Origin of the sequence: Sphingobacterium daejeonense, assembly GCF_901472535.1 — a bacterium.
In the GTDB taxonomy this organism is placed as follows: domain Bacteria; phylum Bacteroidota; class Bacteroidia; order Sphingobacteriales; family Sphingobacteriaceae; genus Sphingobacterium; species Sphingobacterium daejeonense.
Genome location: NZ_LR590470.1, coordinates 4,131,263 through 4,153,604 on the forward strand (window position 1 = coordinate 4,131,263; position 22,342 = coordinate 4,153,604).

At 37.4% G+C, this 22,342-nt stretch carries 22 protein-coding genes and 3 pseudogenes; 11 read left to right on the forward strand and 14 right to left on the reverse strand.

The features are described from left to right. The 5 genes and pseudogenes from FGL31_RS19760 (at position 1) to dusB (ending at position 2,778) form a co-directional block, all read left to right on the forward strand. Positions 1–579, forward strand: coding sequence for an anthranilate synthase component II (locus FGL31_RS19760; RefSeq protein WP_138093926.1), 579 nt, complete (start codon positions 1–3; stop codon positions 577–579). Between the two features lie 20 nt (positions 580–599). Continuing rightward, on the forward strand, positions 600–911 hold the full coding sequence (locus FGL31_RS29335) for a beta/alpha barrel domain-containing protein (protein ID WP_317131090.1): 312 nt from the start codon (positions 600–602) through the stop codon (positions 909–911). Further along, on the forward strand, positions 860–1,042 hold the full coding sequence (locus tag FGL31_RS29340; protein WP_317131154.1) for a hypothetical protein: 183 nt from the start codon (positions 860–862) through the stop codon (positions 1,040–1,042). Before FGL31_RS29335 ends, FGL31_RS29340 begins: the two co-directional genes overlap by 52 nt. Before the next feature lie 5 nt (positions 1,043–1,047). Then, positions 1,048–1,386: a beta/alpha barrel domain-containing protein gene (locus tag FGL31_RS29345; RefSeq protein WP_317131091.1), complete on the forward strand. Its 339-nt coding sequence runs from the start codon at positions 1,048–1,050 to the stop codon at positions 1,384–1,386. A 395-nt stretch (positions 1,387–1,781) separates the two neighbouring features. Further along, positions 1,782–2,778 (forward strand): annotated as a pseudogene (dusB, locus tag FGL31_RS19770) (tRNA dihydrouridine synthase DusB). A 22-nt stretch (positions 2,779–2,800) separates the two neighbouring features. Here the strand turns inward: dusB and FGL31_RS26805 are convergent. From FGL31_RS26805 to FGL31_RS26825, 6 genes are read right to left on the reverse strand one after another with little or no spacing between them, the layout of a single operon-like run. After that, the gene (locus tag FGL31_RS26805) at positions 2,801–3,277 is read right to left on the reverse strand and encodes a lipopolysaccharide biosynthesis protein (protein ID WP_232047001.1); all 477 of its coding nucleotides are present in this window, start codon (positions 3,275–3,277) and stop codon (positions 2,801–2,803) included. Positions 3,278–3,306: 29 nt separating this feature from the next. Continuing rightward, entirely contained in the window at positions 3,307–3,963 is a 657-nt protein-coding gene (locus FGL31_RS26810; RefSeq protein ID WP_232047002.1) for a lipopolysaccharide biosynthesis protein, read from the reverse strand. Between the two features lie 8 nt (positions 3,964–3,971). Next, entirely contained in the window at positions 3,972–4,253 is a 282-nt protein-coding gene (locus FGL31_RS26815; protein ID WP_232047003.1) for a polysaccharide biosynthesis protein, read from the reverse strand. Positions 4,254–4,296: 43 nt separating this feature from the next. Beyond that, positions 4,297–4,578 (reverse strand): acylphosphatase, encoded by a 282-nt coding sequence (locus tag FGL31_RS19780; protein WP_138093928.1) that lies wholly within the window; start codon positions 4,576–4,578, stop codon positions 4,297–4,299. Positions 4,579–4,613: 35 nt separating this feature from the next. Continuing rightward, positions 4,614–4,970 carry an amidohydrolase family protein gene (locus FGL31_RS26820; RefSeq protein ID WP_232047004.1) on the reverse strand — a complete coding sequence of 119 codons (357 nt, stop codon included), beginning with the start codon at positions 4,968–4,970 and terminating at the stop codon, positions 4,614–4,616. 59 nt (positions 4,971–5,029) lie between these two features. After that, positions 5,030–5,779 carry an amidohydrolase family protein gene (locus FGL31_RS26825; protein WP_232047005.1) on the reverse strand — a complete coding sequence of 250 codons (750 nt, stop codon included), beginning with the start codon at positions 5,777–5,779 and terminating at the stop codon, positions 5,030–5,032. A 354-nt stretch (positions 5,780–6,133) separates the two neighbouring features. On the opposite strand from FGL31_RS26825, the gene FGL31_RS19790 reads away from it, so the two are divergent. The 3 genes and pseudogenes from FGL31_RS19790 (at position 6,134) to FGL31_RS29350 (ending at position 9,537) form a co-directional block, all read left to right on the forward strand. Beyond that, a complete protein-coding gene (locus FGL31_RS19790) occupies positions 6,134–8,587 on the forward strand; it encodes a TonB-dependent receptor (protein ID WP_138093930.1) in 2,454 nt (817 codons plus the stop codon). Between the two features lie 117 nt (positions 8,588–8,704). After that, complete coding sequence (dtd, locus tag FGL31_RS19795; protein ID WP_138093932.1) at positions 8,705–9,163, forward strand: D-aminoacyl-tRNA deacylase; 459 nt, start codon at positions 8,705–8,707, stop codon at positions 9,161–9,163. Positions 9,164–9,174: 11 nt separating this feature from the next. After that, a pseudogene (locus tag FGL31_RS29350) lies at positions 9,175–9,537 on the forward strand (nucleotide pyrophosphohydrolase). A 766-nt stretch (positions 9,538–10,303) separates the two neighbouring features. Here FGL31_RS29350 and FGL31_RS19805 read toward each other — a convergent pair. After that, positions 10,304–11,077: an endonuclease/exonuclease/phosphatase family protein gene (locus FGL31_RS19805; RefSeq protein WP_138093934.1), complete on the reverse strand. Its 774-nt coding sequence runs from the start codon at positions 11,075–11,077 to the stop codon at positions 10,304–10,306. A gap of 92 nt (positions 11,078–11,169) precedes the next feature. Between FGL31_RS19805 and ggt the strand changes: the two genes are divergently transcribed. Further along, a complete protein-coding gene (ggt, locus tag FGL31_RS19810) occupies positions 11,170–12,822 on the forward strand; it encodes a gamma-glutamyltransferase (RefSeq protein ID WP_317131092.1) in 1,653 nt (550 codons plus the stop codon). A 212-nt stretch (positions 12,823–13,034) separates the two neighbouring features. Here ggt and cydB read toward each other — a convergent pair whose 3' ends face one another. The 4 genes from cydB to FGL31_RS19830 form a co-directional block, all read right to left on the reverse strand. Continuing rightward, on the reverse strand, positions 13,035–14,105 hold the full coding sequence (cydB, locus tag FGL31_RS19815) for a cytochrome d ubiquinol oxidase subunit II (RefSeq protein ID WP_138093938.1): 1,071 nt from the start codon (positions 14,103–14,105) through the stop codon (positions 13,035–13,037). 3 nt (positions 14,106–14,108) lie between these two features. Next, on the reverse strand, positions 14,109–15,449 hold the full coding sequence (locus FGL31_RS19820; RefSeq protein ID WP_138093940.1) for a cytochrome ubiquinol oxidase subunit I: 1,341 nt from the start codon (positions 15,447–15,449) through the stop codon (positions 14,109–14,111). Between the two features lie 147 nt (positions 15,450–15,596). Next, positions 15,597–16,751, reverse strand: a complete 1,155-nt coding sequence (locus FGL31_RS19825) for a DNA recombination protein RmuC (protein WP_232047006.1) — start codon at positions 16,749–16,751, stop codon at positions 15,597–15,599. Positions 16,752–16,942: 191 nt separating this feature from the next. Beyond that, a complete protein-coding gene (locus FGL31_RS19830) occupies positions 16,943–18,130 on the reverse strand; it encodes a formimidoylglutamase (protein WP_138093942.1) in 1,188 nt (395 codons plus the stop codon). Between the two features lie 111 nt (positions 18,131–18,241). On the opposite strand from FGL31_RS19830, the gene FGL31_RS19835 reads away from it, so the two are divergent. Continuing rightward, a complete protein-coding gene (locus FGL31_RS19835; RefSeq protein WP_138093944.1) occupies positions 18,242–19,210 on the forward strand; it encodes an NAD-dependent epimerase/dehydratase family protein in 969 nt (322 codons plus the stop codon). 19 nt (positions 19,211–19,229) lie between these two features. Then, positions 19,230–20,518: pseudogene (locus FGL31_RS19840) on the forward strand (HAD-IB family phosphatase); the annotation flags it as partial. 307 nt (positions 20,519–20,825) lie between these two features. On the opposite strand, the gene FGL31_RS19845 reads toward FGL31_RS19840, so the two are convergent. From FGL31_RS19845 to FGL31_RS29355, 3 genes are all read right to left on the reverse strand, one after another. Beyond that, positions 20,826–21,395 (reverse strand): 5-formyltetrahydrofolate cyclo-ligase, encoded by a 570-nt coding sequence (locus tag FGL31_RS19845; RefSeq protein ID WP_138093946.1) that lies wholly within the window; start codon positions 21,393–21,395, stop codon positions 20,826–20,828. A 66-nt stretch (positions 21,396–21,461) separates the two neighbouring features. Continuing rightward, entirely contained in the window at positions 21,462–22,022 is a 561-nt protein-coding gene (gene efp, locus FGL31_RS19850; protein ID WP_099370630.1) for an elongation factor P, read from the reverse strand. A gap of 50 nt (positions 22,023–22,072) precedes the next feature. After that, complete coding sequence (locus FGL31_RS29355; RefSeq protein WP_232047007.1) at positions 22,073–22,288, reverse strand: ABC transporter ATP-binding protein; 216 nt, start codon at positions 22,286–22,288, stop codon at positions 22,073–22,075. Between the last annotated feature and the right edge of the window lie 54 nt (positions 22,289–22,342).

The window sequence follows — 22,342 nt, forward strand, 5'->3', positions numbered from 1 at the left end:
ATGAGCAAGCCAATATTAGTAATCGACAATTACGATTCATTTACCTACAATTTGGTTCACCTTCTTCAAGAGTTGAAGGAAGATTATGTAGTTGTCAGAAATGACAAGTTTAACCTTGATGACGTTGAAAAATACGACAAGATATTATTATCACCTGGACCAGGAATACCTGAAGAGGCTGGATTGTTAATGGATGTTATTAAGAGATATGCTCCGACAAAAAGTATTTTGGGCATCTGCTTGGGACAACAAGCAATTGCTGAAGTTTTCGGCGCAAAACTTTACAATATGCCCAAACCTCTGCATGGGGTAGCAACAAGTATACAGGTTACCGACCCTACAGAACAATTATTCCATGAATTCCCTACAGACTCCAAAATCGGAAGATACCATTCTTGGGCTGTAGACCCTTCAACACTTACAGAAGACCTGAAAGTAACCGCAGTTGATCCAAATGGCGTAATCATGGCTCTTACCCATACAAAATATGATGTTAAAGGAATGCAATTCCATCCAGAGTCGATCTTAACTGACAACGGAAAAACCTTAATAGCAAACTGGATCAACGGATCGAATTAATTGTTTATAAAAGAAGTAACATGACCATACTAGATAAAATTGTAGTCAGGAAAAAAGAAGAGGTAACTGAAGCCAAAGCAAAGGTGAGCCTGGAAGAACTACAAAAAATGCCTCTATTTTCAAGAACCTGTTACAATCTGAAAGAAAGTGTTTTAAATCCAGATAAAACAGGTATAATAGCCGAATATAAACGAGCTTCACCTTCAAAAAGGGCTTATAAACGGTACTTCCACGGTCCAAGAAGTAGTAAAAAGGTTATCAGGATGCTGGAGCATCGGCAATATCGGTACTTACAGACAAAGATTTCTTCCAAGGTTCCCTTGATGACCTAACAGCTGCGCGGGAAGTACTACAAATTCCATTATTGAGAAAAGAATTTATTGTAGATGAATACCAAATAGCTGAAGCAAAAGCATATGGGGGCAGATATAATCCTATTGATTGCTGCATGTTTAGATTCTAAAGAAATTGAGACTCTATCAAAAATATGCGAAAACTCTAGGTTTGAATGTCTTGCTCGAAGTTCACAATGAAGAAGAGTTGAACCGCAGCATCTTCAATAGCATCGATGCAATCGGAGTCAACAATAGAAATCTTAAAGATTTTATCGTCTCCTTAGACCATTCTTATGATTTGGTAAACAAGATACCTAGTACTTTCGTCAAAGTATCCGAAAGCGGAATCTCTGACCCTGATACGATCAAAAACCTTAAGAAGGCAGGATTCAATGCATTCCTAATCGGAGAGAATTTTATGAAAACAGAAAATCCAGCAGAAGCAATTAAGGAATTCGTTGAAAAGATTTAAAATTCAGACAGTAGACAGTAGACAGTAGACATTAGATACTGTATAGCGTGCTAGTGTCCGACTCTAATAAGCCGTGGCGAGTGTCACTAACAAGCCGTGGCGGGTATCACTAACAAGCCGTGGTGAGTGTCGCTAACAAGCCGTGGGTGAGTGTCTTCACCAAAAAGCCGTGGCGGGTGTCTTCACCAAAAAGCCGTGGCGGGTGTTTTCACCAAAAAGCCGTGGCGGGTGTCTTCACCAAAAAGCCGTGGCGGGTGTCTTCACCCGCCACATCATCCAACAGATTTAAAAAAAAAACAGATATTAGTCAAAATGTAGACTACCAAAGGTCTAATGTCTTATGTCTATTATCTATTGTCTTGTCTATTTCGTACTTTTGTAAAAAAAAATCAAAAATGTCAGTAAAGATTGGTGAGAATATTGATTTAGGTGAGTTCCCGTTGTTATTGGCTCCGATGGAGGATGTCAGCGATCCGCCTTTCCGTTTTGTTTGTAAGCAGAATGAAGTGGATATGATGTATACTGAGTTTATTTCTTCAGAGGGGTTAATCCGTGATGCCGCTAAATCGCGCCAAAAACTTGACATTTTCGAATATGAGCGACCTATTGGCATTCAAATTTTCGGTTCTGATATTGAACATATGCGCCAATCTGCAGAAATTTGCACAGCTGCGCAGCCAAATCTTATCGACATTAATTATGGCTGCCCTGTAAAAAATGTGGCTTGCCGAGGTGCAGGTGCTAGCTTACTGCAAGATATCGACAAAATGGTTGCAATGACCAAAGCTGTTGTTGATGCTACCCACCTTCCCGTTACTGTAAAAACTAGACTTGGTTGGGACGACAATACCAAAAATGTATATGAAGTGGCAGAAAGACTTCAGGACATAGGTATTAAAGCTTTGGCAATTCATGGCCGTACAAGGGCACAAATGTACAAAGGACAGGCTGACTGGTCGATGATCAAAGATGTAAAGAGAAACCCAAGGATAAAAAATCCCAATCTTCGGAAATGGTGATGTTGATTCAGTGGAAAAAGCTGCTGCTTGGCGACAAGAATATGAAGTTGACGGAATTATGATTGGAAGAGCATCAATTGGTTACCCTTGGATATTCAGAGAAATAAAACACTTCTTTAATACCGGCGAACGTTTAGATGGCCCAAAAGTATCAGAACGTGTTGATGTCTGCAATACCCACTTGGTCAAATCAATCGAATGGAAAGGGGATAAAACCGGAATTTTTGAAATGCGTAGGCATTACGCCAATTATTTCAAAGGAATTCCAAATTTCAAAGAATATAGAATGAAACTAGTTAGCCTTCAGGACGTAAATGAAATCCAAGAGGTCCTAGAAGAAATAAGATTTAATTTTGCAGAAGAAGTCGCTTAATAAGCGACTTCTTTTTTTTTCCTTAATCACTCTTCAGAATTTTAAGAATATTGTTTTTTTCTACATAAGCCACTACAGCCAAGAACAGAATCAAGATTAAGTTCCCTATCCAGAAATTACTGTAATAGGCTGCCCAGGACACCAAAAATCCCGCTATTAAATACAATATTATCTTATTTGTCTTATAAGGAATTGAATAGTTTTGTTGACCCCAGAAGTACGACAAAGAGACCATAACCAAATATGTACAAGTCGTTGAGATTGCTGCACCTACGTAAGAATACTTTGGAATAAGTAAAACGTTTAAAGCAATCGTAATTACAGCGCCTATAACAGAGATATAAAGGCCATACTTTGTCTGATCTGATAATTTATACCATACCGACAAATTCATATATATACCTAATAACACATAATTGAACAATAATATTGGAACGATAAATAATCCTGACCAATAGGCATCCCTATCCAATTCTCCGCCCCTAATAAAATTCTTCAACCAATCTAAATTAGCACATAAACCAACCATTACAATGAATCATGGCGATTACGAAAATACTCCATAATCATCGCATAAGTTTTCTTCGCATTCTCATTCTTGGAATATGAAAAGAAAAATGGCTCTGCCCCCAATCGAAATGCAGTAACAAATAGATTTAGAAATACAGCGATTTTTGCAACGGCACCATAAACTCCTAAATCAGCATCTCCCTGTTCCCCAGGCAAGAGTCTAGGAAACATAATTTTATCTAGATTCTCGTTTACTATAAAAGAAATGTTCGCTATTAAAATGGGAAAGGAATAAGCTAGCATATCGCGAATCAATTTCGAATCAATCCTGAATCTAAAGGTCAATATTTGTGGAATGAGGAGAAGTAGAGTAACCGCACTAGCAATAAAGTTAGCTATAAACACATTCCCTAACCACCCTTCACGAAACCAACTAGCACTGAATTCCCTGAAAAACTCTGAAGAAATGTTGAGCTTTGGTAACCATGCCAATAAAAATAGATTGATGAAAATAAATACAAGAATATTGATGAGCTTTACAATTCCATAGCGGATAGGACGACCTTCTGCACGTAATTTAGCAAAAGGAACTACAGCAACCGCATCAACCGCTATTATCAATGCAAATAACTTGACATACACCATATAGTCCGAAGTATTTTCTCCTTGACTCAACCAATTCGCTATAGGAGGTAAAAGCGTAAATAACGGTCAACAGAAATAATTACCGTCGTGGTAAGCGTGATGAAAAAACTATTATCAAAAACTTTCTTCTTATCTCCTTCTATTTTTTGAAGATAACGGAAAAAGGTAGTCTCCATTCCAAAAGCTAAGACAGCATTCAGCATGGAAGCTAACGCAAATAGATTGGTGAAAATACCGTAAATAGATGTAGAGAATTTAGCAGTAAAGAAGGGAGTCATCACAAACCCCAGCATTCTTGAAAATGATGGTCGAAAGACCATAAAATCATCGTATCGCTGACAAATTTCTTAATTACCGACACGTTTATTTATTTTTCTTGAAAACCTCAAAATTCCGAAATCCCTTAAGATCTGCGGATTCTTCATAATTCATCTGGTCTACCTCAGCTTTTTCTGGACCTTCCCCACAAAATTCCAACAAAGATTCAAGGGCAAATTTATCGCCTTCTGCTTCGATATAAACTGAACCATCGGATAGGTTCTTTACATAACCTTTTACGCCCAACTGATCAGCAACAGCCTTCGTAGATGCTCGAAAAAAAACACCTTGAACCTTTCCGGTAACCTTAATATTCCAATGTTTCATGAATACAAAGGTATAAGAAGAAATAGAATTAGAAACTATCTAATTCTTCTTACCTTAACTTTTGGATTGAGCTTGAAGGTATCCATACCTTCCAGCAACAATAAACCTGGTCTTTTCCCAACTTCCAATGAACCTAATTCGCTATCTAAATTCAAAGCTTTAGCCCCATTTAAAGTAGCCCATTTGATAGTTTCATTAAAATCCAATTCTGGATATTCTTGGTGAATAACTTTCAATTCCTCTAAAATATCCAACGTATCATTTGACGCCAAACTATCTGTGCCAATAACGATATCCTGACCTCCCAGGATGAAATTATTAATTTTTGGGATTCTATCTTCAATGTAAAGATTAGCTTTGGGACACAAACAGAAATAAACAGATCTGCCCATCCTATCCCACAAAATCCAGATCCTTAATGGACGTATAGGTATTATGGACTAATATCAATTTATTCTTGGCAGGTATAATAAGGCAGGTAAGATTGAATGGAATTTCTTGCTTGCGCCCTGAAATCCTCCATAACCACATCCATCTTTTCAAAAAAGTCCAAGAACTCCCCCTCTTTATATCTAAAAAGCTTGTTCTCCTCATCACTTTCTTGATTATGGATACTGATAATATTATCCTCACTGATTGCTCTTTTCAGAGTTTTAAACAAAAATTTGGAACATGAATATGGTGCATGTGGGGTAATCGAAGAATGTTTATAGTCAAAGTGGAATTCAATTTCCTTAGCAATGTCGATTCTTGTAACTACATCCTCCTTGGTAGTAGCCATGACCTCTACAAAGGTATGATATTTTATAGGGCTAGTCTCTTTGATTTTTGCTGTAACTGCAGAATTCACATGGTCACCTACGGCTTGGATGCCATTCTCGTACATTAATTTGTCAGCTGCTTCGATTGCCTCTTCTAATTTCATCTCATGATTTCCCCGTTCATTGATTACTGTAGAAAGAAAGATTGGAAGACCTGTCCTTCTTGGAACTACACCAAGCATATGCGAGAGTTCCAAATGGCAATGTGCATTAATAAAACCTGGGATTAACGCCCCTTTAAATTGTTCTATCAGAGTCTCATCTATCTCACCTGGATTGAAAACACCCTTAACAACTCCATCTTCGTCCATCGCAACGACCCCCTTTTTTATAGCAAGACCGGCAACGGGAAACACAACATCAGCAGCGTAATAGTTCATAAAAATATAAGTTCCGTTTTTCTAAAAGTTAGCGAATTTAACCCATCGAGGGCATTGCAGGCAATTTACAAAAAATTATAATCAGTTTAACTAATAAAAAAATAATTACGAATTTGTTACAATATTATTAAAATTTTGTTTTTTTCAACCAAAAGCCTAGATTTGCCCTATCTATTAGGGGTGCCTTGTTTAATAACACAAAGACAGGCTGAGATTATACCCTGTGTTTCAACAACATACAAGAAACACAAACCTGATCTGGATAATGCCAGCGTAGGGAAAGGGCGGTTAAATAAAACTTGTTGTAACCCCTTGCAGCAAGAAAGTTTAACTCATTAAAACAAAAAATTTATTATGTTCACCAAGGTTTGGGCTACTATAGCCTTATGTTTGCTAACGCTCATGAGCTATGCACAACAAATCTTCACTGTAAGGGTTTTAGATAGTTCTGGAGCCCCAGCAATAGGTGCAACCGTAACTATTGACGGAAAAACCAAATCTTCAAACAATCAAGGAATCGTCCAATTCAGCAACCTGAAAGACCAATTCTATAACTTAAAAATTTCTTTTATCGGTTATAAATCGGAAGTTTCAAGAATCAATCCCGCTGCTGTAGCTAATTTTTCCATACAATTAAAAGATGAGGATTTTAATTTTGAGGAGGTTTATGTCTCTGCAACACGTGCAAAAGAAAACTCAGCAACAACATTTAAAACACTAAATAAAGAGGAAATCCAGAAAAAAAATCTGGGACAGGATATACCGTATTTATTGGACCAAACACCAGGAGTGGTCATTGGTTCTGATGCTGGTGCAGGTATCGGATATACCAATATGACAATCCGAGGATCAGACAATGAAAGAATTAATGTCACATTAAATGGAGTCCCTCTAAATAACCCCGAGAGTATGGGATCGTTCTTTGTAAATCTTCCAGATTTTGCTTCTAATACAGAAAGTATACAGATCCAACGCGGAATAGGAACTTCAACTAATGGCCCCGCAGCATTCGGAGCATCACTCAATTTCCAAACAGATAGATTGGAAGAAAAACCATATCTGGAATTCAATAACGCATTTGGATCTTATAATTCATGGAAAAATACATTAAAAGCTGGTTCAGGATTGATCGCTAACAAATATGCCTTCAATGCACGCTTATCAAGAATAAGCTCTGACGGATATGTAGATAGAGCATCATCAAATCTTAAATCATTCTATGTAGATGGAGGAATATACACCGATAAGCACACCTTAAAAGCAACGGTATTCTCAGGGAAAGAAAAAACTTACCAAGCTTGGTATGGATTGGCAGAACCTCTTTTCACCGGAAATAAAGATAGAATTGAGGAATATGCAGATAATTTATGGCTATTCGACGCTGAAAGAGAGAGGTTCTTGAATGGAGATCGCAAGTACAACTATTATACTTATGACAATCAAACAGATAATTATAACCAAACTCATGCGCATCTAAATTACTCTTATCGACCATCTGAAAAGATGACCTTCAATACAGCCCTACATTATACACGTGGAGCTGGTTATTATGAAGAATTTAGGCCCATGGATGGTTTAACTCATTACGGAATCGATACTTTACTTCAAAACGGTGAGATTATCAAAAATACCGATCTAATCCGTAGGAGGTGGTTGGACAACCATTTTTATGGCTTGACTTATTCCTTGATATATAAACCTTCAAACAATCTAAATTTCACCCTTGGAGGAGCATACAACCAATATAAAGGCGACCACTATGGCGAAGTGATTTGGGCTAACTTGATTCCTGATGATCAATTAGGAGAAAAGTATTATTTCAGCCAAGCAAATAAAAATGATTTTAACTTCTTTGCCAAGGCTGATTACAGACTGGAAAATGTGCTTTTAAATTTAGACCTCCAATATCGTAATATAGTTTACAACGGTAAGGGTGATGATGACAAAATCAAAGACTTTAAATTTGATGACCACCATAATTTCATAAATCCAAAAGCGGGTATTACATATTTCTTAAATGACAATTCAAACATGTATGCATCCTATGCTTTTGCGAGCAAAGAACCAACAAGAAATGATTATGTAGAGAATCCAATCGGTGCATTCCCGAAAACCGAAAAAATGCAAGATATAGAAGCTGGGTATAGATTTAGAAATGAAAATATCAATCTTGGTGCAAACGCTTATGCCATGCTTTATAAAGACCAATTGATCCCTACCGGCGCATTGAATGATGTTGGATCAGCGGTGCGCATCAATGTGGACAAAAGCTATAGACTAGGATTTGAATTAGATGGTAGCTGGAGGGTACATCCAAAACTCTTATTGGCAGCTACCGCAGCATTGAGCCAAAATAAAATCAAGGATTTTGTAGAACACATACCTGTTTATGATGCAGATTTTAATGTCGTAAAAAATGAACTCATTACCCATAAGTCTACTGATATAGCAAAATCGCCAGCAGTAGTCCTTTCAAATAATATTACATATAAACCTATAGAAGCTTTGAGCTTTAGTTTCTTGAGCAAATATATATCTAGAATATATTTGGATAATACTTCTGACAAGAACAGAAGTATCGCTCCATCCTTCGTCAATAATTTTCAAGCGGTATATACTTTCTCAGCTTTTGGAATAGAAAAAATAGACCTCAACTTAATGGTCAACAATATCTTCAATGAGAAATATGCTACCTCTGGCTACACATACAGCATGATTATGCAATCCGTAGGACAAAGAGACTACTTTAATTTCTACTATCCACAGGCAGAAACCAATGCCATGTTAGGATTGAATATCAGATTTTAAAAATAAACTATAAAGAGGTTGCCGAACTTGCTGTTCCCGGTAACCTCTATTTGCCAAGCTTGAAGTCTCCTCAAATTAAATCTTGTCAAATCCATTTTAACTTAATATTTTTAAACCATGCGAGCAGTAATCCAACGTGTAACCTATGCCTCATGTACCGTAAATGGACAAATCACCGGAAAAATAGACCAAGGCTTACTTATATTTCTAGGAGTAGAAGAAGAAGATGGAAAAGAAGACCTACAATGGTTAGCTCAGAAACTGGTGAACCTGCGAATATTTTCTGATGAGAATGGCCTAATTAATAAATCTATCCGGGATATCAATGGCAACATTTTATTGATCTCCCAATTCACACTTTTTGCCCAAACAAAAAAAGGAAACAGACCTTCCTTTATTCGTGCTGGCAAACCAGATATAGCTAAACCAATGTATGAAGAAATAGGAAAGGTATTATCAGAATTGTTAAATAAAAATGTTCAAATGGGAGTTTTCGGAGGAGACATGAAAATTGAGTTACTAAATGATGGACCAGTAACCATCATCATGAATACAAAGGACAAGGATAATTTCTAAAAAACCCAAATATGACCATCAAAGAAGCACAGGAAATAGTTGATAAATGGATAACTACAACGGGAGTCCGTTATTTCAATGAACTTACAAATACTGCCATGTTAATGGAAGAAGTATGGTGAAGTAGCCAGGATCATGGCAAGACAATACGGAGAGCAATCTTTCAAGAAATCAGACGAAGAAGTAAATTTAGGCGATGAAAATGGCAGATGTATTATTTGTATTGAATATGCCTAGCAAACCAAACTGGAATTGATCTGACATCAGCCCTGGAAAAAAACCTTGACAAAAAAAATATGCGAGATTCAGAAAGACACAAAAACAATCAAAAATTAAAAATAATCCTTTTAAACAACCCCTTTCCCATGGTCTAATGTCTATTGTCTATCTTCCCTAATAAACCCAAATATTCATCCCTATCTTCAAAAACCCATTGATTATTTATTTTTTAATAAATAGCTAAGTAGCCAACTCCAGCTCTTCCTTCTTGTAAGTAAGCATAGAAAAAGACAGCTTGTGTTCCTTTCTATTAAAACCAATATTTGAAAGTCTAACTAATCCATTCGATTTTGGAAAGGTCTTGTAATATTTAAACCACCCCCCCTCATCACCAAATATATCTTTAAAAGAAGAGTGAGTTAATAAAAACTATTTTTTTTTGCGAATGATTTTCAAAATTTAATAAGGTCTTTTTGCTTGTTCTGTTCAAATAAATCCTTAAATCCCTCTTCGTCTAATTTTGGAATTTTAGATACGGCCTCTTGATAAGGAATTCGAACTTCATCTTTCGCAATGACTGTGGGAGTCTCTAATAACAACCATATCACTAACAAAGGAATTCAGAAAAATGGTATAGATATCCAACTTGTCCTTTTCCGTCTGAGAATAAGCAAGAAAAGAAAAATTAATTAACGCAAAAAGTAGAATAAGGGATTTTAGCTTCATAATGATTAGTTTGAACTTAAAGATAAAAATCCTTATACAATCATCATCCATAATAGCTCCCCCCTATATCATTCCCAAAATTAGACAATTCTTTAACACCTATACATCTTATTTCTTACCTATATCCATAACAAATCCCTAAACTCTACCCTTTCTTATGTCTTTTGTCTATTGTCTTATGTCTACTTTCTACTACTATCTAAAAACCACCTCAGCAAATAACGGCAAGTGATCAGATGCATATTCTTCCTTAATAACTCTGTAATCCTTCCATTCAAATTCTTGGTTGTTCAAGACCATGATATAATCAATCTCATTTCTAGCATTCACATTGGGTGAAGTAGGTTGATTATTTTTTGTATTTCTAACAAAGTATTTCTCTAAAACCTGAATAGGTTTCGATTCTGGTTTGGCATTTAAGTCACCAACGAAGATTAAAGGTTTACTGTACAGCTCACCCAATTCATTGATGAATTCTGCTTGTGCAATTCTATTTTCTTCCTTCAGATCAAGGTGTGTATTGGCAAATGATATAGTCTTCCCCCCAGGTAATTCTACATCTACAATTGCCAACGAACGATTCTCACTCTTTACAGGCATTGGAAGATCATATCTTCTTTTCCCTATTATCTTATGTTTACTTAGAATTAAAGTACCATAATATCCCTTTTCTAAATCAATCCCTTTTGAGAAAAAATAATCCATTCCTGTCAATTCCGAAAGTTTCTCGGCCTGATTCATCAATTCAGAACGTGAAACATTGATATCAACCTCTTGAATACCAATAATTTCAGCACCAGATTCATTGATCACTTTAGCTATAGCTTCAATGTCGATTTTATTAGGCTCTGAGGGCGGGTTGGCATGATGAATATTGTAAGTTAGGATTTTAACAGTCTGAGCATTCAACTGTAGGGAAACAAATAAGATAAGGAAAAGGCTAAGTAAACGCATAATTTTAATTTTCATTCAATATAATATAATTCATGTAATTATACCAATTTATTATCTTAGCCACATGAAAAAACCTAATTTGATTTTATTTATTCTTCATCGTCTATTTGCTGGGATCATGCTCAGTAAAACAACAGACTGCCTCTAACCAGACCGAGTTTGATAATGGAGCAGTAGTGACGGCTCACCCGATAGCATCAGAGGTGGGAGTAGCAATCTTGAAAAAGGGCGGAAATGCTGTAGATGCAGCCATAGCCGTAAAATTTGCGCTGGCGGTTGTATACCCCAACGCCGGAAACCTGGGCGGAGGTGGATTTATGGTATTCCGCGGCAGGGATGGAAGTTTATCATCACTAGATTTCCGTGAAAAAGCCCCTGAAAAAGCATTCACTGATATGTACTTAGACAAAGATGGAAACCCAATTACAGATCTAAGCTTGTATGGTCAATTAGCAGCAGGTGTCCCTGGTTCCGTAGCAGGAATGGACGCTGCCTATAAGAAATACGGTACATTGCCTTGGAAAGATTTAGTACAACCAGCAATAGAGCTTGCAGCTAAAGGATTCCCAATAACAGAACAACAAGCCGGAGAATTCAATAGATATCAAGAACGATTCAAAAAATTCAACCCAACAGGTGCAGCGATCATCCGTGATCAAGAATGGAAAAAAGGAGACCAATTTGTACAGCCTGAATTAGCAGAAACATTAACCCGCATTGCTGAACAAGGTAGAGACGGATTCTATAAAGGAAAAACCGCGGAATATATCGTTGCTGAAATGAAGAAAGGGAATGGAATTATCAGTTTAAAAGACCTCGAAAATTATCAAGCTGCATGGAGAGATCCAATCGTCGGAAACTATAAAACATACAAAGTAATTTCAATGCCACCTCCATCAAGTGGTGGCGTTGCATTAATGGCTCTACTCCAATCCGTAGAAAAATACCCCCTGAAGAAATGGGGTTTCCAAAGTGACAGTACCGTACGTGCTATGGTAGAAGCTGAACGTCGTATTTACGCTGACCGTGCCACACACCTAGGTGACCCTGATTTTTACAGAGTTCCAATCGCAAACCTTACCGATGCTAAATTCAACCAAGAAAGAATGGCAAAAGTAAGTCTGGAAAAAGCAACGCCTAGCGATGAAGTGAAAGCTTCTAAATTTCCAGGTTATGAGTCCGAAGAAACTACTCACTACAGTATTGTCGATAAAAATGGAAACGCTGTATCCTTAACAACTACCATAAATGGTTCCTATGGATCTTTGGTATGGGTTGATGGAGCAGGGTTTCTTTTAAACAATGAAATGGATGACTTCTCCGTGAAACCGGGATCACCAAATATGTATGGCTTATTGGGCGGAAAAGCAAACTCCATTCAACCAGGAAAACGGATGTTGAGTGCTATGACACCGACGATTGTCGAAGAAGACGGCAAACTGAAAATGGTGGTAGGAACACCCGGAGGATCAACAATTATCACATCCGTATTTCAAACCATCTTGAACGTCTTGGAATTCGATATGACAGCTCAAGAATCCGTTTCAGCACCTCGATTCCACCACCAATGGAAACCAGATGTTATCGATGTAGAAACAGATGCAATAAACGAAAAAACCCGCCAAAGCCTATCCGAAGACGGTTATAAAATCAACAAAAGAGGCCCAATCGGCCGAGTTGAAAACATCGTAATCCTCAAAAACGGAAAACTTCAAACCGGAGCAGACCACAGAGGAGACGATAAAGCAGCGGGGTATTGATTTTATAGATAGTAGACATAAGACATAAGACATTAGACTTTGTATGGCGTGCTAGTGTCTCGACCAAAAAGCCGTGGCGGGTGTATATTTTTTAGACAGTAGACATTAGACAGTAGAAATAAAACTGTACACATTAGACTGTCGTATACTCTGTTTCAATTAAAATAGCCATACTAGTTCTTTTGTCTTATGTCTAATGTCTAATGTCTAATCTAATGATACCCCACATCATCCAATTTCCCTTTAAACACACGAAATTGGACGATAAAGTAAATGACTACCAATATAAAAGCAATAACAAACCAATTAAATCCTACTGACAAACCGTATTCATGGGCTGCGACGTTGTAGATCGTTAAAGATGGGTTCACGGAATTCGTGGATGGAAGAACATTTGGGAATAATGAAGCTACTGTTGTTGCAAAACTTCCTAAGATAAAAAGAGTGGAAAACAGGAATCCCATTCCGTCTTTTTTGAATTTCTTGATCCAGAATTGACCGAATAAACCAATTCCTGCACAAAGTGGAAAAATCCATAGCCAAGCATGTCCAATCAGATTATTAAGCGGAAATGGTTTAACATGCTGCCATAAAATTGCTGTAAGGATCACAAGAATGACCAAAGCAATATTAAGCTTGAAAATAATGCCTTTCAGCCTTCTGTTGAGATCAGTCGAGGTCTTAAGGATAATCCAATTACCACCATGAATGGTAAGGGTAATGACCGATACGATTCCTATCAAGATAGTAAACCAATCTATAATTCCATGTACATCGGCTAAAGGGTCTAAGGTTGGATTCCAAAGCTGTAGGAAGAAATAATGTGGCTCCTGTGTGGATTGCCCATTTTCAACCATTCCAAGGTTTACTCCCCTCACAACATTACCCAAGGCAGCACCGAAAAATAAAGCTAAAAATAAACTGGCTATTCCAAAGGCCTTCTCCCAGAACAGCTCCCAAAGACGATTGTGAATCTGACCGCGGAGCTCCAAACCTACTGCCCTGAATATTAAAAACCAAAGGACCAACATAAGTGGTAAATAAAACCCACTGAAAGCAGATGCATATAAAGTCGGAAAGGCAAAAAACAAAACCCCACCTGAAGCTATTAACCAAACCTCATTGGCGTCCCAAAATGGACCAATCGCACTTCGAATGGCAGCTCTTTCCTCATCAGTCTTGGCAAATAGTAAATGAACAATCCCTGCCCCAAAATCATATCCATCAAGTACCACATAGATACCCAACATAAAAACAAGTGTGACAAACCAAAATAATTCCATAACTTAAGAGTTTAAAGCCTGTTTAGTTTCTGGACCTTTTCTAATAATTTTCAGAACCAACATCAAAAATAATAGCCCTAACAATAAATATAGTCCTACAAAACCCAACAAAGTGAATAAGGTATTACCAGAGGATACAGTTGGTGATACACCGTCTACCATACGCATGAGGTTATAAACCAGCCAAGGCTGTCTACCCAATTCTGCGGTATACCAGCCTGCCGTATTGGCGATATAAGGAAAAGGAATGGCAAACATCAAAATCCATAAGATCCATTTGGTGCTATAAAGTTTTTTTCGCCACAGCAAAAATGTGGCAATTACCATGATACCGATAAAAATAGTACCCAACCCAGCCATAATATGATAGCTATAATATAATCCAGGTACATTTGTGGGATGTATGTCTTCGTCAAATTCATTCAACCCCTTAATGGTAGCATGCCATCTTTGATAGGTTAAAAAACTCAAAACATTCGGAACAGCGATCTTATTGTCCAATTTTTTATTCTCCATATCAGGTTGACCGATCAAAATAATTTCTGAACCACCTTTTTCTGTCTCAAAAATCCCTTCCATGGCAGCAAATGTGACTGGCTGATGCTTTACCACATTTTTTGCCAACATATCTCCAGTTGGAAAGGCAACAGCAATAGAAGAAATCACCCCAAATATGACCCCTGACTTTAAAAAAATATAACCGTATTCCTTTTGTGTATTGCTAAGGAGATAAAAGGCTCCTACTGCTGAAACGAAGAATGAAGCCGTAATTAAGGAACCTGCCTGATTATGCAAATAAGAAGGCATCAACCACGGATTTGAAAACAAAGCCGAGAAATTATTCAGCACAAATTTTCCGTTCTCCAATATTTCATAGCCCACAGGATGTTGCATCCAAGCGTGGGTGGCAAGAATGAGATATCCTGATGCCCATGACCCAATGAAAACCAATAAACCAGAAACAAAATGTAGCTTCTGACCCAAAAGCTTCTCTCCAAAAATAAACATCCCCAAAAAAGAAGATTCTAAAAAGAAAGAAAACATCCCCTCCATCGCCAACGTCTGTCCTATAATTCCGCCAGTCAACTCTGAAAACTTAGCCCAATTTGTGCCAAATTGAAACTCCATCGGAATGCCTGTCACGACACCCATAGCAAAGTTCAAAGCAAAGATTTTCATCCAAAACTTAGCAGAATCGTTAAATATAACATTATTGGTTCTAAGAAATCTCCACTTGAAATAGACAATCATGAGTGACAAACCCATGGTCAATTGTGGAAAGAGATAGTGAAAGGTAATTGTAAATGCAAATTGCAGTCGGTTGTAGAGGATCATATCTTCCATAAGACGTTCTGTTTTGTGGATGAAACTTTCCTTAAATGTAAGTCATTAAAGCTGTAAATCAAATAAATATAGAGGAATTACCATGTTTTTTTAGAAAAACAACAATGCCGAGAAAATGTAGTAGTTGTAACTTATAATTTGAAGCAATTAATCTTCGATATACTTATCGCCAATCTGTTTATTGGCTTTCGCACCAAGTGTTTTCAATTGTTCTATTTTTCGGATGACATTCCCTGAGCCAGAGCTCAATTTCTTCATCGCGTCTTCATGCTTTTCGCCAGCTTTTTGTATTATGGCTTGCAATTGGTCCATATCCTGAAGAAACCCTACAAATTTATCATATAGTAGGCCGGCTTCTTTGGCAATTTCCAATACATTGCGGTTTTGTCGCTCCTGTTTCCAAACACTCGCAATAGTTCGTAGTGTCGCCAATAAGGTAGATGGACTCACGATCACAACTCTCCTATCCCATGCATCACTAAACAATTCAGGCTTGTGGTTAACAGCTAAGCTCAACGATGATTCGATAGGAATAAACAAAAGCACGAAATCAGGAGATTGAATACCATAAAGAGAATGGTAATCCTTGGCTGAAAGTTCGCGGACATGACTCTCAATAGATTGTACATGCTGTTTAATAAATAGCAACCTATCCTCATCTGTGTCTGCATTGACTGCTCTTTCATAAGCGACTAAGGATAGCTTGGCATCAACAATAAGGTGCTTTTCATCTGGAAGATAGATTACCGCATCCGGTTGAAACCGCCTCCCATCCGCTTCCATCACCGATGCCTGTAATTTATATTCCTGGTCTTTGATTAATCCTGAGCGCTCAAGAACTCGCTCTAAAATTACCTCACCCCAATTTCCTTGCTTTTTATTGTCTCCTTTTAGAGCTTTCGCGAGGTTATTCGCTTCGTCCTTAATCTGTATGCTCTGTTGCATCAGCTGTTCCACAACACCTTTCAGAACGTTGCGCTCCGCTGATTCCTGCTGATATGATTTCTCAACCTTCTCTTCAAAAACCTTGATCTTTTCCTTCAAAGGTTCCAATACTTGAGAAATATTCTGTTGGTTTAATTGAGTGAATTTTGTTGATTTCTCTTCTAAGATTTTATTGGCCAAGACTTGAAATTCATTGTTGAACCGGACTCTCATATTCTGCAATTCAGTCTTTTGCTCAGCAAACTTTTCCTGTTGAGCCTGCAGATAGGCGTTGGTACCTTCAAGGCTTCTCTCAACACTTTGCCTAGTCAGCACTTCTTCTTTAAGCTCTTTTATCAAGCGTTCACGGTCAGCCAACAACAACTTTTCCCGCTCCTGGACCTTGCCGTATTCTACCTGTAAATCCTTTAGCCGTCTTGTTGCCTATTGAATTCTTCACGTGAAACAGATCTTGCTGTCCGCCAAATCAATATGGCGCAAACAATAACCAATACTATTAAAGAAATCAAATAAACAACTTCCATATTCGCTCTACTATTTAAAACTTTTTATTGAAGTTTTTGGTGTGTTTTCCACCATAAATCTGGCATCTCGCCAGATACAGCCATTTGATAGTCTTCATAACGGCATGGAACTAAATAAAAGCGCTCATTTACTGACTTAGAGCCAAAATATGGAACTTGCATCCACCAACGATCAGATTTCTTACTCTTCACAAATACCAATTCATAATCTTCTGCTTCCAAGGTGGTTCTATAGATGATATAATTGGACTTAGGATACATAGGCGCATCTTTCTTCCGGCTATAATATCCATCGATGAAACACCAAATCATTTGAGCAATCAACATACCTGTTTGTCCCATAGGATCAAACGTAGGGTTATATTCATAAATCCCAAATGAACTACATTTATCAGACATACCCGCATAACGTGCTAACTGACACGCTTCATCTCCATAAAGACCATTAGGGCCTGCATTGGCGTTCCCTCCTGCTTCTGAAGCACGTATCGCACCAATATCAAAGCTAACCATATCCGCAGCACGAATGATAGGTTCTGCCTGATCTAATTTACCTGAAAAACTCCCCAAACGCATCGCATTAAAGAAAAGCTTATCATACATATTGATGGATTCTTTACTAACCAAATAGGTCTGAAATCCAATATTGCTTAAATTGAACAAATAATCTGGCTGATGAAGGATAAGGTGATTTAGATAGGTTTGAGAATTCAAAGGCATGTCCTCAGCATTCTCTTGATCCAAATCAAATCTAGAATCAATAATCGCAACATCAACACGCTGTTCTAATTTCTCATAAGCTGTGTATTGAGCATAAGTCAGATCCTGTCCACCACCGATTAAAATCGGAAGAATATCCTTTTTCATCAATTCCTCCATCACCAGCTTAACCGCAACATACGTATCTCGAACGGTCGCGCCAGCCTTAATATTCCCCAAATCAACGATCTTAACCTTATAATCACCTTGATATAAATCATAAAGGTGTTTCCGCACCATATCAGGACCTTTCTGTGTCCCATTGTTGTTGACAGCTGAACGACCCTCCTCGACTCCGAAAATGGCAATCTGCGGATAGTTACCATCTTCCTCCCAATTTCGGAAAGTTTCAGTGTACTTCTCAATTGATTTTCCGAACTGTGAGTTGTAATAGTCTTCTGAAAGACCTAATTCTTTTAGGGAGATGGGCGATAAAAAATCAGCTAATGTCATATTGATTGTCTAAATCCTCAATTTTTCTTGAGATAATCCTCTTGTATTTAGCAAATATGCATTTATTAACTTACTTTTGAAGTACATAATTTTTCAACAATAAGTTAGGAAGTGATATTAGTTACTGGCGGAACAGGTTTTTTAGGGTCTACGTTATTGCAATACCTCATTGATGATGGGCATAGTGTCATTGCCTTAAAAAGAACTTCGTCAATCATTCCTGACCATCTCAAATCTTCATCCCTCATCCAATGGGTAGACGCTGAAATCACCGATTATTTCGCCCTTGAAGATATCATCCCAAAAGTAGACCAAGTATATCACTGCGCAGCAAAAATCTCATACCAAAAGGAAGATGCCAAAGAGGTCGTCCAAACAAATGTAGAAGGAACTAAACATATCGTTAACCTGAGCCTTCAGTACAATAAAAGACTGCTTCATGTAAGTTCAATCGCTGCACTTGGATTTAGTAAAAAAGGACTACCGGTAACCGAAGAGGATAAATGGGAATTTAACCCAAAACTTTCAAAATATTCGCTTGCCAAATACGAAAGCGAAATGGAAGTATGGCGCGGAATCGCAGAAGGATTGGACGCGGTCATCGTAAACCCTTCTGTTATCATGGGAATAGGTTGGGGAGAAAAAGGATCAAGAGCAATATTTGACTTAGTAGAAAAAGGAAATAAAATATATCCGTTGGGATCTGTTGGAATCGTGGATGTCAGTGATGTTGCAAAAATTATGATTGAACTCATGAACAGTGATATTTCTGCAGAAAGGTTTATTCTTAATGCTGAAAATATCAGCAACCAAGATCTATTGACAAAAATCAGCGAGCTGATGAACAAGCCAGCTCCAAGCATAAAAGCCACACCTATGCTGTTGTCTGTTGCCTGGAGATTGTCAAAGGTAGCATCTGTATTCAATGGGAAAAAGCCCGCAATTACGGCGGAAACTGCAAGAGCTGCTAATAGCAAACTACAGTACGATAATTCCAAAATAAAGGAAAAACTAGGCTATACATTCAAACCTTTAGAACAAACTTTAAAGGATGTGTGCTATGCCTATTATGTGAAATAACAATCTAAACAACCATATAGTGAAAAATTATTACATCATAGACTTCGACAGCACTTTCACCCAAGTCGAAGCTCTTGACGAATTGGCAAGGATTTCTTTGGAAAATCATCCTGACCAGGAGAAAATATACCGAGAAATCGAACGTTATACTAACCTCGCAATGGAAGGAAAAATCTCTTTCCGCGAAAGTCTTGCTGGACGTGTTAATTTATTACAGGCAAACCGTACTCATTTGGATAAGTTAATCGCTCATCTAAAGAAAAAGGTATCCAAGTCTTTCAGTAGAAATAAGGAGTTTTTCAAAGAACACTCCGATACTGCATGGATTGTCTCTGGTGGGTTTAAAGAATTTATCACACCGGTAGTAAGTCCTTATCATATCAAAAAGGAAAACATCTATGCTAATACATTCAAATTTGACGCTGAAGGCAATATTATTGGCTATGATGAAGAAAACCCCCTATCGGATGAAGGCGGAAAGGTAAAGCTCCTAAAACAACTAAATATTGATGGCAGAATATTCGGAATCGGCGATGGATATTCAGACTTTCAACTTAAAGAATCAGGGTTGATAGAAAAATTCTATGCTTTCACAGAAAACATTTCACGCCAATCGGTCACGGACAAAGCTGATCATATAGCCCCTAGTTTCGATGAATTCCTTTATGTGAATGATCTTCCAAGAGCAATATCATACCCTAAGAATAGAATCTTATGTCTTATCGTAGGAGATGTGCCTGAAATCGCTGCCCATATCCTAAAAAGAGATGGTTTTTCAATCCGCGTAAAGGAGACGTTGGAAGAGAAATATGTGAAAGATGTAGGAATGTTATTGCTAGCCAATGGTGAATCAATCTCAGATGATGTATTATCACGCTCTGATAAATTAAAAACAATTGGTTACTTGGGAGATGTAAAAGGTCATTTATCCAAAGCTATTTGTAATGAAAAGGGAATTGTAGTTTTTGATGATAAAAAGAATAAAAAAAGAAATGCCGAATTTATTCCTCGCAGAATGGCAGGATTCATCAATAATGGCGATACAGATCAAAGCAGAAATTTCCCTAACCTGACATTGCCAAACCTGACTCGTGCACATAGATTATTGCATATCCATAATAACGTTCCAGGTGTCATGGCGCAGATAAACAATATTTACGCTGAAATAACATTAATATCTTTTCTCAATTTTTGATGACCAGAGGGGAGATAGGTTATGCTGTGACAGATATTGATGCTGCTTATGATAAACAGATGTTAAAGCAACTTAAGCAGGTAGACCACACTATTAAATTTAGAATTCTTTATAATAAAGAAAGTTTTTGTCTAAAAAGCATGGATAAACTAATGTTCTGGCAGTGCCAAAATATTTATGCCATCAATAGCATTACAGGGAGTAAATAACGAAAATTGTTTATTAAGCTTTTTAGACAAACTTTCTTTTATTTTCTGGTAATTCAGCAACTATCGCTGATTGCCCAATTTCTCCATATATTTTAACCTTTAACTAATAGCTTGTGGAGCTATTTGTGATAGGTTTCTTATTTAAACGCTTTATTGTTTCAATAAATTGTAAACAAAAGCTAATAATTCCAAAAACAGAGGAAATAAATCATTAAAGGAAATATGTTTTCATTGGGGTAAAAACCATTGAAATGGGAATATCCCACTCATTGATATCGTCTATCTGTGCTATAGGTTCGAAATATGAGATCCCAGTCCTTAATACTGTAGGTTTGCAGGAAGCAAAAAAACGATCATAAAAACCCTTGCCATAACCAACCCTATTTCCATTCTCGTCAAAAATCAGAAGAGGGGCCAATACAGCATCAATCTCTTTGGGGTCTACCTCGATTGACCCTTCTGGCTCTGGAATACCCCACGAGTTATGGCTTAGGATGGTATCCTTATCCAGAATATAATGCTGTAGCAGATGAGTCTTGAAATCCGATTTGGATATAACAATCTGAATGGATGGATGATTCTTCCAAATCCATTCAATAAATGGCATGGTATCAAATTCCTTGAATTTGGCAATCGCAAGATAGCAATGCAGGTATGTGATGTTGGACCAATCATAGGAAGTCAATTCTTCAAAGATCAACAAGTCCATAGCAGAGACTTGCCCTTCTGTAAGTTCATTTCGCTTTTCCTTGAATATTTTCCTGAGTTCTGCCTTTTTCATAGTAAAAAAAACGGCCTTGTAGCGTGGGAGCTATCAAGACCGAATAATCAACCTAAACCTAAAATCTTATTTAACACGCTCCATGTAATCACCTGTGCGCGTATCTACTTTTACTCTATCTCCTTGATTGATGAATAATGGAACTCGGATCTCAACTCCAGTTTCAACAGTAGCATTTTTCAATGCATTGGTAGATGTATCTCCTTTTACTGCTGGTTCTGTATAAGTAATTTCCAATTCCACACTTGCAGGTGTTTGAGCCATGATAGCTTCTTCGCTTTCGAAAGCAACGATTACGTTCATGCCTTCTTTCAAGAACCTTGCTGAATCACCAAAAAGAACCTTTGGAATGTTGAATTGCTCATAGGTCTCGTTGTCCATAACCACGAAAAATTCACCATCTTCATATAAATATTGGTAGTCATTGGTCTCTACGCGAGCAATTTCTACCTCTTCATCTGTCCTGAATCTATATTCTACTAATTTTCCAGTCTTAACATTACGCATTCTTGCTTGATAGAATGCACGTAAGTTCCCAGGGGTACGGTGAATATAATCCTCTACCGAAACTAATTCCCCATTGAAACGAAGTATATTTCCACTTTTAACGTCTGAAGCCTTTGCCATAATTTTTCTTTATTTCTACCGCAAAAATATAAAAAAAGGTGGTTATCACCTTACTTATAGTCCATTATTTGTAGATATTCATCACAAAAACTGTATTCATGTTCTTGATTTGAACCTACAATCAAAATTCGATCACTCTTGCTGCTTTCCAAAAGATTCAAATACCAACCCTCTCCTTCTTTGTCCAAATTGCTCGTCGGCTCATCCAAAAACAAAACTTGACATTCAGAACAACAGGCCAGAACAAGCTTCACCCTTTGCTTCATCCCAGAGGAAAAATGCCGGATCTCTTTTTGAAATGTGTGTTTGGAAAACCTAAG

What these genes read in the sequence shown, in the direction of transcription:
- FGL31_RS19760 (WP_138093926.1), top strand. Translation starts at nt 1, where the DNA reads ATGAGCAAGCCAATATTAGTAATCGACAATTACGATTCATTTACCTAC.
- FGL31_RS29335 (WP_317131090.1), top strand. Translation starts at nt 600, where the DNA reads ATGACCATACTAGATAAAATTGTAGTCAGGAAAAAAGAAGAGGTAACT.
- FGL31_RS26815 (WP_232047003.1), bottom strand. Translation starts at nt 4,253, where the DNA reads ATGGTCTTTCGACCATCATTTTCAAGAATGCTGGGGTTTGTGATGACT.
- FGL31_RS19780 (WP_138093928.1), bottom strand. Translation starts at nt 4,578, where the DNA reads ATGAAACATTGGAATATTAAGGTTACCGGAAAGGTTCAAGGTGTTTTT.
- FGL31_RS26820 (WP_232047004.1), bottom strand. Translation starts at nt 4,970, where the DNA reads ATGGGCAGATCTGTTTATTTCTGTTTGTGTCCCAAAGCTAATCTTTAC.
- FGL31_RS26825 (WP_232047005.1), bottom strand. Translation starts at nt 5,779, where the DNA reads ATGAACTATTACGCTGCTGATGTTGTGTTTCCCGTTGCCGGTCTTGCT.
- FGL31_RS19790 (WP_138093930.1), top strand. Translation starts at nt 6,134, where the DNA reads ATGTTCACCAAGGTTTGGGCTACTATAGCCTTATGTTTGCTAACGCTC.
- dtd (WP_138093932.1), top strand. Translation starts at nt 8,705, where the DNA reads ATGCGAGCAGTAATCCAACGTGTAACCTATGCCTCATGTACCGTAAAT.
- FGL31_RS19805 (WP_138093934.1), bottom strand. Translation starts at nt 11,077, where the DNA reads ATGAAAATTAAAATTATGCGTTTACTTAGCCTTTTCCTTATCTTATTT.
- cydB (WP_138093938.1), bottom strand. Translation starts at nt 14,105, where the DNA reads ATGGAATTATTTTGGTTTGTCACACTTGTTTTTATGTTGGGTATCTAT.
- FGL31_RS19820 (WP_138093940.1), bottom strand. Translation starts at nt 15,449, where the DNA reads ATGGAAGATATGATCCTCTACAACCGACTGCAATTTGCATTTACAATT.
- FGL31_RS19830 (WP_138093942.1), bottom strand. Translation starts at nt 18,130, where the DNA reads ATGACATTAGCTGATTTTTTATCGCCCATCTCCCTAAAAGAATTAGGT.
- FGL31_RS19845 (WP_138093946.1), bottom strand. Translation starts at nt 21,395, where the DNA reads ATGAAAAAGGCAGAACTCAGGAAAATATTCAAGGAAAAGCGAAATGAA.
- efp (WP_099370630.1), bottom strand. Translation starts at nt 22,022, where the DNA reads ATGGCAAAGGCTTCAGACGTTAAAAGTGGAAATATACTTCGTTTCAAT.
- FGL31_RS29355 (WP_232047007.1), bottom strand. Translation starts at nt 22,288, where the DNA reads ATGAAGCAAAGGGTGAAGCTTGTTCTGGCCTGTTGTTCTGAATGTCAA.